This window comes from Mycobacterium sp. E3339 (assembly GCF_001666915.1).
Lineage (GTDB): Bacteria > Actinomycetota > Actinomycetes > Mycobacteriales > Mycobacteriaceae > Mycobacterium.
Map to the genome: position 1 here is coordinate 37,225 of NZ_LZIZ01000020.1, position 13,576 is coordinate 50,800.

General features: G+C 71.2%; 9 protein-coding genes, 1 pseudogene and 1 riboswitch. Of the genes and pseudogenes, 6 read left to right on the forward strand and 4 right to left on the reverse strand.

What is annotated here, in order from left to right:
• Window positions 1-14 precede the first annotated feature (14 nt).
• A complete protein-coding gene (locus tag A5702_RS01200) occupies window positions 15-4,397 on the forward strand; it encodes a cation-translocating P-type ATPase (RefSeq protein WP_156669438.1) in 4,383 nt (1,460 codons plus the stop codon).
• Here A5702_RS01200 and A5702_RS27205 read toward each other — a convergent pair.
• A pseudogene (locus A5702_RS27205) lies at window positions 4,363-4,440 on the reverse strand (hypothetical protein); the annotation flags it as partial. The gene A5702_RS01200 and the pseudogene A5702_RS27205 sit on opposite strands and share 35 nt — an antisense overlap.
• Before the next feature lie 63 nt (window positions 4,441-4,503).
• Between A5702_RS27205 and A5702_RS01205 the strand changes: the two are divergent.
• Window positions 4,504-4,779, forward strand: coding sequence for a hypothetical protein (locus A5702_RS01205; RefSeq protein ID WP_156349451.1), 276 nt, complete (start codon window positions 4,504-4,506; stop codon window positions 4,777-4,779).
• On the opposite strand, the gene A5702_RS01210 is transcribed toward A5702_RS01205, so the two are convergent.
• From A5702_RS01210 to A5702_RS01220, 3 genes are all read right to left on the reverse strand, one after another.
• Complete coding sequence (locus A5702_RS01210; protein WP_068217533.1) at window positions 4,776-8,624, reverse strand: SpoIIE family protein phosphatase; 3,849 nt, start codon at window positions 8,622-8,624, stop codon at window positions 4,776-4,778. The two genes, A5702_RS01205 and A5702_RS01210, sit on opposite strands and share 4 nt — an antisense overlap.
• Window positions 8,621-8,983 (reverse strand): STAS domain-containing protein, encoded by a 363-nt coding sequence (locus tag A5702_RS01215; RefSeq protein ID WP_068217541.1) that lies wholly within the window; start codon window positions 8,981-8,983, stop codon window positions 8,621-8,623. The genes A5702_RS01210 and A5702_RS01215 overlap by 4 nt, the downstream gene beginning before the upstream one ends.
• A gap of 90 nt (window positions 8,984-9,073) precedes the next feature.
• The gene (locus A5702_RS01220; protein ID WP_082955901.1) at window positions 9,074-9,790 is read right to left on the reverse strand and encodes a PAS and ANTAR domain-containing protein; all 717 of its coding nucleotides are present in this window, start codon (window positions 9,788-9,790) and stop codon (window positions 9,074-9,076) included.
• Window positions 9,791-9,854: 64 nt separating this feature from the next.
• A riboswitch (TPP riboswitch) is annotated at window positions 9,855-9,965 on the forward strand.
• Between A5702_RS01220 and thiC the strand changes: the two genes are divergently transcribed.
• The 4 genes from thiC to A5702_RS01240 all read left to right on the forward strand — a co-directional run bounded on the left by thiC (window position 9,957) and on the right by A5702_RS01240 (window position 13,526).
• The gene (thiC, locus tag A5702_RS01225; RefSeq protein ID WP_055400600.1) at window positions 9,957-11,600 is read left to right on the forward strand and encodes a phosphomethylpyrimidine synthase ThiC; all 1,644 of its coding nucleotides are present in this window, start codon (window positions 9,957-9,959) and stop codon (window positions 11,598-11,600) included. It overlaps the preceding riboswitch by 9 nt.
• Window positions 11,597-12,433, forward strand: coding sequence for a bifunctional hydroxymethylpyrimidine kinase/phosphomethylpyrimidine kinase (gene thiD, locus A5702_RS01230; RefSeq protein ID WP_068217535.1), 837 nt, complete (start codon window positions 11,597-11,599; stop codon window positions 12,431-12,433). The genes thiC and thiD overlap by 4 nt, the downstream gene beginning before the upstream one ends.
• Entirely contained in the window at window positions 12,430-13,056 is a 627-nt protein-coding gene (locus A5702_RS01235; protein WP_055400596.1) for an alpha/beta family hydrolase, read from the forward strand. Before thiD ends, A5702_RS01235 begins: the two co-directional genes overlap by 4 nt.
• A 32-nt stretch (window positions 13,057-13,088) precedes the next feature.
• The gene (locus A5702_RS01240; RefSeq protein ID WP_055400594.1) at window positions 13,089-13,526 is read left to right on the forward strand and encodes a MarR family winged helix-turn-helix transcriptional regulator; all 438 of its coding nucleotides are present in this window, start codon (window positions 13,089-13,091) and stop codon (window positions 13,524-13,526) included.
• Window positions 13,527-13,576: the final 50 nt, after the last annotated feature.

Consider the following 13,576-nt stretch of genomic DNA (forward strand, 5'->3'; position numbering starts at 1 on the left):
CGATACGACGATCACTGCCGTTGCGCGCCGTCGCGACCGGCGTCCAGGCGACCACCTCGCTCGTCGAGACCGGCGTCGCCATCGCCGCGATTCCGCTGCGCGAGGGCGCCCGGGCGATCGCGGGCGAGCTGCCCCAAGACATCCCGGTAACGCTGAGCCGGCGGTGTTGGCGCGGTCAGGAGCGCGCCTGGATCGAGGTGCGCGGCCTGGACGGCGCCCCCGACGACCGGCTCGGGCGCTCGGTGCTCGACGCCGTGCTGGCCCACCCCGGCGTCGCGTCGGCCGCCCTCAACTACCCGCTGTCGCGCGTGGTGGTCACCCTCGGCGACGCGGGCACGTCGCTGCGCGACCTGTGCCGCGTGGTCGACGCGGCCGAGAAGCATTGCGGCCCGGCGCAATTCGTGGCGCCCCCGACAAGCCTGCCCGGCGACGGCGTGGTGCTGGCGACCCGGGCAGCCACCGCGGCCGCCAGCGCGGCCGGGCTGGGCATAGCGCTGACCGGGCGAGCGCTGCACTGGCCCCGCATGCCCATCGGGGTTCTGGCGGGCGTGGTGGCCGTCGACTACCAGCCGTGGCTGCGCCGCCTGCTCGAGGACCGCATCGGCCGGCCCGCGACCGACACCGTGCTGGCGCTGGCCGTGACGGCGGCCGAAACCGTCACGCTGTCCCCCGCGTCCCTGTCTGTCGGCCTGCTGATGCAGTCGCTGAAGGCCGCCGAATGCCGCGCCGAGGCGCGCGCCTGGGTGCGGCACGAGCCGCAGCTGGCCGGCCTCGCCGACCACCCGCTCACCGACGCGTCGGCGGGGTCCAAGCCGCCGCGCGGCCGGCCCGCCGACCACCACGCCAACCGGTTCGCGCTCGTCCAGGCGGTCAGCGCGGCGGTCGTCGGCGCCACCACCCGTAACCTCAACCAGGCGGCGCTGGCGGTCCTGGTGACCACCCCCGCGGCCAACCGCACCACGCCGGAGGCCTTCGCGGCCGCGCTCGGCCAGGGACTGGCCGACCGCCACGCGGTGCTGGCGTTGCGGCCCGAGGCGCTGCGGCGCCTGGACCGGGTGGACGCGATCGTCATCGACCCGCGGGTGTTGTGCACCACCAGCTTGCGGGTGTCGCTCATCCGGGGCGCCCAGGAGGCCGAGCTGCCCGCCGCGTGGTCGCGCGCACAGCTGATGCTGGAGAAGAATCGGCTGCGCCCGGGCTGGCATCCGGTGCCGGGCATCACCGCCGGCAAGCCGAACGCGAAAGTGCAGGCGCTGTTCTGCTTCACACACGACCCGCTGGCGTCGGCCGTCGTCGCCGAGGCGCACCGGACCGGGTCGGAATTGGTTTCGGTCGAGCACGATTCGCTGGGCGAACTGCGCCCGGCCTTCGACGAGATCAGGCCGCTCAAGGGCGGATCCATCGACGACGCCATGGCCCTTGCCGTGGCGGAGCTGCAGGACGAGGGCCGCACGGTCGCCGTGCTGTCATCGCCTGGCGCGCAAGCGATCTGGTCGGCCGACGTGGCGCTGGGCATGATGCCCGAGCCCGGCGCCGGCCCACCGCCCTGGTACGCCGACCTGTTGCTGCCCGACCTGGCCGCCGCCTGGCGGGTGCTGCACGCGCTCCCGGCGGCCCGGGCCGCCGCGCAACGCGGCGTGGGGATCTCGGCCGGCGCGACGGCGATGGGCTCGCTGCTGATGATCCCCGGCGTCCGCGGGATCGGGCGCGGGCCGGTGACCAGCGGTGCGGCCGCCGGTCTGCTGTCGGGAATGCTGTTGGCGCGCGGCATCATCAAGGCCGACCCACCGCGCGCGGCCCCCGTCCAGGAATGGCACGCGATGGCGGTCGAGCACGTCCGCCGGGCGTTGCCGCGGCCCGACTCGGAGCCGGCCGGCGACCCGCGGCGCCTCGCGCTGGCCACCCTTGGCGCCGCACCGCCCCAAACGCGCGCGCACGCCTTCCTGCAATTCCTGGCCGCCGTGCGCGCCGAGTTGACCGACCCGTTGACCCCCGTGCTGGCGCTCGGCTCGGCGGCCAGCGCGGTGCTGGGCTCGCCGGTGGACGCCGTCCTGGTCTTCTCGGTGCTGGCCGGCAACTCCATGCTCGCCGCCAGCCAGCGGCTGCGGGCTGAGAACCGGCTGAATCACCTTCTCGCGCAACAGATCCCACCGGCCCGCAAGGTGGTGTCGGACGGGCCCGATCGGATGTACACCGACGTCATCGCGGCGCAGCTGCAGCCCGGCGACGTCATCGAGGTGCGCACCCACGAGGTGGTGCCCGCCGACGCCCGGATCATCGAGGAGGTCGACGTCGAGGTCGACGAGTCGACGCTGACCGGTGAGTCCCTGTCGGTGGAGAAGCAGGTCGAGCCGACGCCCGGCGCGGCCCTCGCCGAGCGCCGCTGCATGCTCTACGCCGGGACCACCGTGGTGGCGGGCACCGCGGTGGCGGTGGTGACGGCCGTCGGGGCCGACACCCAGGAACGCCGCGCGGCCGAGCTGGTGTCCGGTGACCTGTCCTCGGACATCGGTCTGCAGCACCAGCTCAGCCAGCTGACCAACCGGGCCTTCCCAGTCAGCATGACCGGCGGCGCGCTGGTCAGCGTGCTGGGGCTGGTGCGCGGGTCGGTCCTGCGGCAGGCCGTCGCCAGCGGGATCGCGATCGCCGTCGCGGCGGTTCCCGAGGGGATGCCCTTGGTGGCGACGCTGGCGCAGGCGGCGTCGGCGCGGCGGCTGACGAAGTTCGGCGCGCTGGTCCGCGTCCCGCGTTCGGTGGAGGCGCTCGGCCGCATCGACGTGGTCTGCTTCGACAAGACGGGCACGCTCAGCCAGAACCGGCTGCGGGTGGCCGAGGTCGTCGCGGCGCCGGGAACGTCGCGCGAAGAGGTGCTGCGCTGCGCCGCGCACGCCGCGCCACCGTCCAACGGCGGCCCGCACGCGCACGCCACCGATGTCGCGATCGTCGAGGCCGCCGCGTCGGTCAACGGCCATGGCTCGGGCGCACCCGTCGCGCACCTGCCGTTCCGCTCCGGCCGGTCCTTCTCGGCCTCCGTGACGGACACCGAGCTGGCCGTCAAGGGCGCCCCCGAGGTGGTGCTGGCCGCCTGCGGCGATGTGGGCCACGCGATGGAGGAGACGGTCGCGCGGATGGCCGGCAACGGTCTGCGGGTGATCGCGGTGGCGCGGCGGCAGCTGAGCGCCGCCCAGGCCAAGGCGATCCGGCGGGACCCCGACGACATCGCCGACTTCGCCCGGGACGGGCTGACCCTGACCGGCTTCCTGGGTCTGTCCGACACCCCCCGCGCCGAAGCCGCGCCCCTGCTGGCCGACCTGCGCCGGCTTTCGGTGGGCGTCAAGCTGATCACCGGCGACCACCCGATCACCGCCAAGGCCATCGCCGAGGAGCTCGGCCTGAGCGTGACCGCCGAACAGGTGATCAGCGGCGCGCAGTGGGATGCGTTGTCGCGCAAGGAACAAGAACGCGTCGTGACCGAGCGGGTGATCTTCGCCCGGATGACACCGGAGAACAAGGTCCAGGTGGTTCAGACGCTCGAAACCGCGGGCGTGCGCACCGCGATGGTCGGCGACGGGGCGAACGACGCCGCCGCCATCCGGGCGGCCACCGTCGGCATCGGCGTCGTCGCCGGCGGCAGCGACCCGGCGCACATGGCCGCCGACGTGGTGCTGGTGGACGCCCGCATCGAGGGCCTGCTGCACGCCATCGGAGAGGGCCGCCAGCTCTGGCAGCGGGTGCAGGCGGCCGTGTCGGTGCTACTCGGGGGCAACGCCGGCGAGGTGTTGTTCGCCATCATCGGCAGCGCGATCACCGGGACCTCACCGCTGAACACGCGGCAGCTGCTCCTGGTGAACATGATGACCGACGCGTTGCCGGCGGCGGCGCTGGCGGTGAGCGAGCCCAGCGGGCCGGTGGACCCGGGCATCCGGGGTCCGGACCAGCCCGCGTTGTGGCGCGCGGTCGCCATCCGCGGCGTCACCACCGCCGCCGCGACGACGGCGGCGTGGGCGATGGGCAGCGTGACCGGCCGCCCGCAGCGGGCGTCCACGGTCGCGCTGGTCGCCCTGGTGGGCGCCGAGCTGGGTCAAACGCTGCTGGACTCGCACGCCCCGCTGGTGGTGTTCACCGCGGTGGGCTCGCTGGCGGCGATGGGAACGCTGATCAGCATCCCCGTGGTCAGCCAGTTGCTCGGCTGCACACCGCTGGGTCCAGTCGGCTGGGCCCAGGGGCTGGGATCCGCTGCCGCGGCGACCGTCGCGATCGGTGTGCTGAATCGTGTGCTGACGGATCCGGACAAATCGGCCGATGCCCCCGCTGAGGTGGGCGAATCTCCACCACCCCGGCGCGCCATAACAGCGCATAGAGTTCCTGTAACGGCACCTTCAGGACGTGAGCAATAGAGGAAACTAGCGGATCGCCCCCGGCGTCGGTCATCGTCGACATATGTCCGACGGTGGCCGCACCACCCGGCGAGTCGGCAAACCCTTCGTTACTGAAAGGCAAATGATGGCGGAAAAGAAGACGCGTAAGGGGACCTCGCAGCGCGAGGCGGTGCAGAAGATCCGCGAGGGCGAAACGTTCGTCGTGAACCTTCCGGTGGTCGGGCAGATGGAGATCCCCCGGCCGGAGCAGCTGGCCTATTTCGGGGGCCTGGCCGCGCTGGCGGCGTTCGAGCTGATCGACTGGCCGGTGGCCGTGGTGATCGCCGCCGGCCACTTCCTGGCGAGCAACCACCACAACAAGCTGCTGGAAGAGCTCGGCGAGGCGATGGAAGAGGCCTAACGGGTCCCGACGGCCTGGTCGAACCGCAACGTGACCCGGGTGCCCCCGGCAGTGCGCAGGGTGTCGACGTGGTCGGCCAGCCCGCCGATCAGGGTCAGGCCGCGGCCGCGTCGCCGGCTGCGAAGGCTGGCCGAGGAATCGCCCTCCCACCGCCCGGTGTCGCTGACCGTTACGGCTACGGTCTGCTCCCGCAGGAAGGCCTCCACCGAAACCGTTCGACGCGGCTCCCCGTCGCTGCCATGCTCGATCGCGTTGGTCACGGCTTCGCCGGTGGCCAGCAGGATGTCCATCTCGCGCTTCGGGGCGACGGCGATGCCTGCCAGCCACTCGCGCATCCGGTCGCGCGCGACGGGGATCTGCCCCGGCGCGGCCGTCACCACGGTGGCGAAGCTGCGCGGGGATACATGGCTCGGGCGCAGCGCGAGCACGACGACGTCGTCGCGGTAGCCAGTGGGCGGGGCCATCCGGGCCAGCACCTCGGTGCACACGGACTCGACGGGGAGGTCGGCGCATTCCGCGGCCGCGCGCTGGAGGCGAGCGAGGCCGTCGTCGAGCGTTTCGCCGGCGCGCTCGATGAGCCCGTCGGTGTAGAGCAGGATCAGGCTCCCGGGCGGCAGGTTCGCCGTCGCGGTGGCGCCGGATGGATAGTTCTGCGCGTCGTGCTCCTTGATGGCGACCGGCAGTCGCCGGCCGGACGTCAGGAACACCGCGCGATTGTCGGGAAAGACCAGCAGCGGGTAGGGGTGCCCGGCGCAGCTGTAACTGACCGTGGCGCAACCGGTTTCGGGTTCGGCCTGCACCAGGGCGTAGGCCACCGTCGCGCAGCGGGCGCCCGCCACGCTGGCCCCGTAGCGGTCCAGCGCCCCCAGCACCGCGGCCGGTTCACCCGCCGTCAGGGCCGAGGCGGCCACCGCCGCGCGCAGCCGGCTCATCACGATCGCGGCGGGCAGACCGTGCCCGACGACGTCGCCCACCGATATCCCGAGCCGGCCCGCGCGATCGAGCGGGGTGACCGAATACCAGTCGCCGCCCACGCGCATCGCCTCACCCGCGGGCTGGTACACGGCCGCCACGACCGCGGCCGTCGAGCCACGGTCGAGGTCCAACAGGTGCTCCTGGAAGTCTACGGCGATGCGATGCTCGCGGGCCATCACGCGGACCCGGTCCAGCGCCGAGGACGTCAGCTCGGCCATCCGGCTGAACGCGTCGAGCTCGGCGGGGTCAAACTGCCGCGGCGCGGGCCACAGCAGCGCCAGCACCCCCACCACGCGGCTCGAGTGATCCCGCAGCGGATGGGCGACGCAGGCCCGCACGCTGCCGGCGGTGTCCTGCACGGCGTGCTCGTAGCGCGGCGGCAGGTCGAAGGTGTCGGGGATGACCATCGACTCGCCGGTGCGCACGACGTCGGCCCCCACCACCGGGGAGTCGAGCCCCGTCACGTGGTAGCGATCGCGCAGTTCACCGGGCAGGTGGCCGGCGTACTCGAACCGGATGTGGCGTTCGCCGTCCAGGATGCCGATCGCGACGGTGGCGGCGTCGGCCGAGCCGAATGACGATTGCAGCAAGGCGTCCATGATCGCGGCGACCGAGTCGGTGGCCTGCAGCGCGGCGTCGAGTTGCACCAGATCCGAGGCCGCCGCGCGCCGCTGGCGGTCGCGCTCGCGGGCGACCGCGGACAGCCTCGACTTGACCCGGTCGATCAGTTCCTGGGAGCGGAACGGCTTCGGCAGGTAGTCGTCGGCGCCCCCGGCGTAGCCCTCGTCGACCGCCTCCGTGCCGGCCCGGGCGGACAGCATGAGGACCGGAGTGGCCGCCAGTTCCGGGTCCGCGCGGATGGCCGCCACCAGCGCGAAGCCGTCGATGCCCGGCATCATCACGTCGGTGACGACCGCGTCCGGCCGCAGGTTGCGGGTCGCCGTCAACGCCGACTCGCCGTCGGCGGCCAGGACCGTCTCCCAGTGCGCCGAGAGCACCCGGTCGAGATGGTGTCGCATGTCGGCGTTGTCGTCGGCGATCAGCACCAGCTGGCGCGACCTCGGGGCGGTCGCGGTCGCCCCCTCGGGCTCCACGACGGGCGTCAGCCACTGCCGGGCCTCGGCCACGTACGGGTTGGTCTCGTCGAGTAGCCCGGCCGGTGACAACTCGGCGGTGGTGCCCGCGGCGGAAAGCGGCAGCCGGATGGAAACCGTTGTCCCGCGGTCCAATTCGCTCTCGATCTGCACCGCGCCGTTGTGCAGCTCGACAAGCCCCCGCACCAGCGAAAGCCCGATCCCGGTGCCCTCGACGCTGCGGCCCCGCAGGTTGTCGGCGCGGTAGAAGCGGTCGAAGAGGCGGTCCAGGTCGGCGGCGGCGATGCCCACCCCGGTGTCGCGCATGGTGACGACGCAGTGCGCGGGTTCGGCGCGCACCCGCACCGAAATCGAGCCCCGCAGAGTGTATTTCACTGCGTTCGACAGCAGGTTCAGGATGACCGTCTCCCACATGCCCGGGTCGACGTCGGCCAGCACCGGCGAACAGTCCACGACCAGCTCCAGACCGGCGCGGTGGCAGAGCTCGGTGAAGGACGACGCGATGTGGGCGGTCAGCGCGCCGACGTCGGTGCACGCCAGCTTCGCGTTAGCGCGGCCGGCCTCGATGCGGGAGAAGTCGAGCAGCGAGTCGACCAGGCGCTGCAGGCGCCGCGCGTTGCGGCCCGCCGTGCTCAGCCGTTCCGCCAGAACGCTTTCCGGCGGCGCCTCGGACAGCGCGTCATCGAGCGGCCCGAGCAGCAGCGTCAGCGGGGTGCGGAACTCGTGGCTGACGTTGGTGAGGAACGCCGTCTTGGCCCGGTCCAGTTCGGCCAGCGCGTCGGCCCGTTGCCGTTGCTGCTCGTAGGAGACGATCTGCGCGAAGGTCGAGGTGAGCTGGTCGGCGAGCAGCTGGCAGAAGCCGCGGTACTGGGTGTCCAGGGGGCGGCGGGGGCTGATGCCGACCACCAGCGCCCCGGCCGCCGACGCCTCGCCGAGGGGCAGCACCAGTGCCTGGTCCGGGCAATCGGCCGCCAGTGCGTCGGCGATGCCGGGGATGGCGGTGGGCACGTCGTCGATGAGCCGCACCTCGGCGCGGGATCGGGATTCGGAGTCCCAGTCGGTCAGCCGCGCCAGTTCGGCCGGCAGCAACGGCGACACCGACTTCGTCGCGCCCCGCAGCGAGACCCCGCCGGACTGTTCGTCGTCGGCGTAGACGGCGATGAACGGCAGGTCCAGCGGCTGCGCCCCGCAAACAGCGACGGTGCTGCTCACCGCGTCGTCGATGGTGTGCGCGTCCATCACGGCGGTCGCCACCGAATTGAGCAGGTGGAGGCGACGCTCGCTCAACACCCGGTCGGTCGTTTCGATCACCGCGCAGAAAACGGCGCTCACCGCGCCGTCGCCGCCGATGATCGGGCTGTAGGTAAAGGTGAAGTACCGCTCCTCGGACTGGCCGCCGGTCATCAGCGGCAACATCAGGTCGTCCGACCAGGTCGCGACGCCGGTCTCCATCACGCTGGTGAGCATCGGGAAGATCTGTTCCCAGATCTCCAACCACACCTGCTCCGCGGGGCAACCCAGGGCGTCCGGGTGCTTGTCCCCCAGGATCTGCGCGTAGCCGTCGTTGTACATCAGGAACAGGTTCCCCGGCCCTAGCCAGAGAACGATCGGAAACCGCGACGTCAGAGCGGTCACCACTGCCGCCCGCACCTCGCTCGGCCAGTCCACCGGCGAGCCCAACGGATGTGTGTCCCAATCGAATTCGGCAAACCGGCGACCCATTTCCCCGCCCAGACCGACGGCAGCCGCCAGGTCGGCCGGGAGCGCGCGGGTCATTGCCGTCGCTTGGATTGAAGCGCCTCGGACAGGGAGGGGTAGACGTCGAGAATGCGATCCAGTTCGGTCACCTCGATCGGGCGGAGCACTTGGTCGTGGGCCGCAACCAGGCGGACCGACGTGCCGGCTTCCTTGCCCGCATCGTGACACTCGAGCACGGCGTTCAGCGCAGCGCTTCCGAAGAAGTCGACCGCCTGCAGGTCCACGACTACCAACCGGGCCGGGTGCGTCTCGGCCAGCTTCAGCGCTGCGGTCAGGTGAGCGGTTACCTCGTCGACGGTACTGGAGTCGACGCCGCCCTTAACGCGCACGACCACGGCGTCCTCGAGTGCCTCATGTTCCACCGCCAACAAGTTCAGCGCCTTTCGTCCGGATGCGCGGCGCGCGCCGCTCCGAGTGTCTAGGAACACTAACGGTTTGCGGACTGCCGCGTTCGCGTATTCCCCTGGTTACCCAGCGGACTCGGCGGTTATCCGTTCGTGCACCGTCAGCAGCAGATGATCGAACTGGCTTTGCAGTACGGGCGTCGCGCCGTCGAGGGCGGGAACCTCGGCCAGCAGTTGCCGGGCGAGCGCCCGCAACTTGACATTGGTCTCCTGCGACCGCCATTGCAGCACCCGAAAGGCCTGCTCCGCGCTCACCCGATAGACGACCATCAGCACGCCCTTGGCCTGCTCGATCGCCGCGCGGCTTTCGAACAGGTCGGGCAGCGCCTCGTCGAGGACCTCTTGCCGGGCGTCCTCGAAGGAGTCGGTGACGTCGACGTAGTAGCCGGCGGTGCCCACCACGGCGCCCGACTCGTCGAGCATCCGGTCGGCGACGACGATCGCGTCGTGCACCTTGCCGGCCGTGTCGATGAAGCGGTGGCGGCTGGAAAACGACCCCGCCGACTGCAGGGCGTAGTCCAGCTGCTCCTGCACGTGCGCCCGGTCGTCGGGATGCTTGTGCGACAACAGCAGCTTGGTCGTCGGCTCGACGCTCCCCGGCTCGTAGCCGTGCATCCTGGCCACTTCGTCCGACCACTCCCAGCGCTCGCCGATGAACCAGAAGCGGAAGGAGCCGACGATCGGATACCGCGCGCCGGATTCCACCGGGCTCAGCTGTTGACCGCCGGGACCGGCTGACGTCGCCCCGTCGGTCCCCCCTTGCCGTTGCACGGTTCGCATTTTTCCATCCGGGGGACTCCTCCTGCTACCACCCCGCTAAAAGGGGTAACGTCGCGGGCGGAACATCCAAAGACGCGGGAGCGCACGTTGAATGCGCTGAGAGGACGGCTTGCGGCCGTCGACCGTACGAACCTGACCGGGTAATGCCGGCGTAGGGAGATGAAAAATGACCGATGTCCTTTCCCAAGCCGTCGAGGCCGCCGTCACCACCGGGCCCATCGCGGGCAGCAGCAAGGTGTACCTCGACGTCGAGGGCATGCGCGTCCCGTTCCGGCGGGTGCACCTGTCCACCGGGGACCACTTCGACCTCTACGACACGTCGGGCCCCTACACCGATTCCGATGCGGTGATCGACCTGACGGCCGGGCTGCCGGCGCGGCCCGGCGTGGTCCGCGACCGCGGCACCCAGCTGCAGCGGGCCCGGGCCGGCGAAATCACCGCCGAGATGGCCTACATCGCGGCACGGGAGGGCATGCCCGCCGAACTCGTGCGCGACGAGGTCGCCCGCGGCCGCGCGGTGATCCCCGCCAACCACAACCACCCCGAGAGCGAGCCGATGATCATCGGCAAGGCCTTCGCGGTGAAGGTCAACGCCAACATCGGCAACTCGGCGGTGACGTCGTCGATCGCCGAAGAGGTGGACAAGATGGTGTGGGCCACCCGGTGGGGCGCAGACACCATCATGGATTTGTCCACCGGCAAGAACATCCACGAGACCCGCGAGTGGATCCTGCGCAACTCCCCCGTGCCGGTCGGCACGGTGCCCATCTACCAGGCGCTGGAAAAGGTCAAGGGCGACCCGACGGAACTGACGTGGGAGATCTACCGCGACACCGTGATCGAGCAGTGCGAGCAGGGCGTGGACTACATGACCGTGCACGCCGGCGTGCTGCTGCGGTATGTGCCGCTGACCGCCAAGCGGGTGACCGGCATCGTGTCCCGCGGCGGATCGATCATGGCGGCCTGGTGCCTGGCCCATCACCGGGAGTCGTTCCTGTACACCAACTTCGAGGAGCTCTGCGACATCTTCGCCCGGTACGACGTCACCTTCTCGCTCGGTGACGGGCTGCGGCCCGGCTCGATCGCGGACGCCAACGACGCCGCGCAATTCGCCGAGCTCCGCACGCTGGGCGAGCTGACGAAGATCGCGAAAGCCCATGGCGCGCAGGTGATGATCGAGGGGCCCGGGCATGTCCCGATGCACAAGATCGTCGAGAACGTCCGGCTGGAAGAGGAACTGTGCGAGGAGGCCCCGTTCTACACCCTGGGGCCGCTGGCGACCGACATCGCGCCGGCCTACGACCACATCACGTCGGCGATCGGCGCGGCGATCATCGCCCAGGCCGGCACCGCGATGCTGTGCTACGTGACGCCCAAGGAGCACCTGGGGCTGCCGGACCGCAAGGACGTCAAGGACGGGGTGATCGCCTACAAGATCGCCGCGCACGCCGGCGATCTCGCCAAGGGCCACCCCCGCGCGCAGGAGCGCGACGACGCCTTGAGCACCGCGCGCTTCGAGTTCCGCTGGAACGACCAGTTCGCGTTGTCGTTGGACCCCGACACCGCACGGGAATTCCACGACGAGACGCTGCCGGCCGAACCCGCCAAGACGGCGCACTTCTGCTCGATGTGCGGGCCCAAGTTCTGCTCCATGCGCATTACCCAGGACGTCCGCGACTACGCGGCCGCGCACGGGCTGGACAGCGAGGAGGCGATCGAGGCGGTCATGAGCGAGGGCATGGCCGAGAAGTCGCGCGAGTTCGCCGAGCACGGCAATCGGGTGTACCTGCCCCTGACGCCCACTCAGTGAGTTTTCTGCCGCTGCCACCGTCGGGCACCACGCCGCTGCGCGTGCTGTCCATCGCCGGGTCGGACTCGGGCGGCGGCGCGGGCATTCAGGCCGACCTGCGCACCATGGCGCTGCTCGGCGTGCACGCCTGCGTCGCGGTGTCCGCGGTGACCGTACAGAACACGGTGGGGGTCAAGGGTTTTCACGAGGTGCCCGCCGACGTCGTCGCCGCCCAGATCGAGGCCGTGGTGACCGACATCGGCGTTCAGGCCGCCAAGACCGGGATGCTCGCGTCGTCGGCCATCATCGCCGCGGTGGCCGACGCCTGGCTCCGGCTGGGTCTGACGCGTTCGTCGGTCCCGCTCGTAGTCGATCCGGTGTGCGCGTCAATGCACGGCGACGCCCTACTGGCCACGTCGGCGCTGGATTGCCTTCGGCACCAACTGTTTCCGTTGGCCACCCTGGTCACGCCGAACCTCGACGAGGTGCGATTGCTGGTGGGCGTCGACGTCGTGGATGCCGAGTCGCAGCGGGCGGCGGCCAAGGCCTTGCAGGCGCTGGGCCCGCGTTGGGCGCTGGTCAAGGGCGGACACCTGCGGTCGTCCGAGCGCAGCTGCGACCTGCTCTACGACGGTGAATCCTTCTACGAGTTCGACGCCGAGAGGTTGCCCGGCGGCAACGACCACGGCGGTGGCGACACGCTGGCCACGGCCATCGCGTGCGCCCTGGCGCACGGTTACACCGTCCCCGACGCCGTCGGGTTCGGGAAGCGCTGGGTGACCGAGTGCCTGCGGGCGTCCTATCCGCTGGGCCACGGCCACGGCCCCGTCTCCCCCCTCTTCCGGCTGTCATGACTGCCCTGGATCAGATCGCCGGTGTCGCGCACGAACCCGACGGCTCACCGGCCGGCGTCGTGGTGCTCACCCACGGCGCCGGCGGCAACCGGGATTCGCCGCTGCTACAACAGGTTTGCGACGAGTGGGCGCGGCGCGGCTGGCTCGCGGTGCGGTACAACCTGCCCTACCGGCGGCGCCGCCCCACGGGCCCGCCGTCGGGTTCGGCGGCCGCCGACCGCGCCGGGATCGTCGAGGCGATCACGCTGTGCCGCGGCCTGGTCGACGGCCCACTGGTCGCCGGGGGGCATTCCTACGGCGGCCGGCAGACGTCCATGGTGGTGGCCGCCCGTGAGGCCGCGGTGGACGTGCTGACGCTGTTCTCCTACCCGGTGCATCCGCCGGGGAAGCCGGAGCGCGCCCGCACCGAGCACCTGCCCGATATCCGGGTGCCGACCGTGTTCACCCACGGAACGTCGGACCCCTTCGGCACACCCGACGAGTTGCGCGCGGCCGCCGCGCTGGTCACCGGCACCACCGCCGTCGTCGAGATCGCCGGCGCGCGACACGATCTGCGGTCCAAGACGCTGAACGTACCGGCGCTTGCGGTCGACGCGGCCCTGCAGCTGCTCGGGCGCAATTAGACAGTTTGGACTGCTCAGTTTAGACTGTCTGTGTGGACGCCGTCACCGAGTCAGCCGTCGCGGCGGCCCGCGACCTGCGGGTCGTGTTCAGCCGCCTGCGGCGTCAGTTGAGGGAACTCGCCACCGACGACGACCTGACTCCCTCGCAGACCGCGGTGCTCAACCGGCTCTGGAAGGACGGGGCCTCGTCGGCGAGCGTCCTGGCTTCGGCCGAACGGGTGCGTCCACAGTCCATGGCCACGATCGTGGCCGCGCTCGAGCAGCAGGGGCTCATCGAGCGCACGCCCGACCCGGAGGACGGCCGGCGGCAACTGATTTCGCTGACGGCGGCGGGGCGGCGACGCGCCGAGAGTAACCGGCAGGTCCGCGAGGAGTGGCTGGCCCGCGCCATCCACGACCGATACTCCGAACGCGAGCGTCGCGTCATTCTCGACGCCCTGACTCTGCTCGAGCGCTTGACCGAACAATGAAAGGGCAAGAGCTGCAATGGAACTAGGAGTGCACTTCATCGATTTCCTGC

Coding starts and splice junctions, on each gene's coding strand:
- A5702_RS01210 (WP_068217533.1), bottom strand. CDS start 8,624: ATGACCCGCGCGCTCCCGGCCGACCTGGCGGCTGCCGTCGGTCTGGGC.
- A5702_RS01205 (WP_156349451.1), top strand. CDS start 4,504: ATGGCGGAAAAGAAGACGCGTAAGGGGACCTCGCAGCGCGAGGCGGTG.
- thiC (WP_055400600.1), top strand. CDS start 9,957: ATGACCGATGTCCTTTCCCAAGCCGTCGAGGCCGCCGTCACCACCGGG.
- A5702_RS01220 (WP_082955901.1), bottom strand. CDS start 9,790: ATGCGAACCGTGCAACGGCAAGGGGGGACCGACGGGGCGACGTCAGCC.
- A5702_RS01235 (WP_055400596.1), top strand. CDS start 12,430: ATGACTGCCCTGGATCAGATCGCCGGTGTCGCGCACGAACCCGACGGC.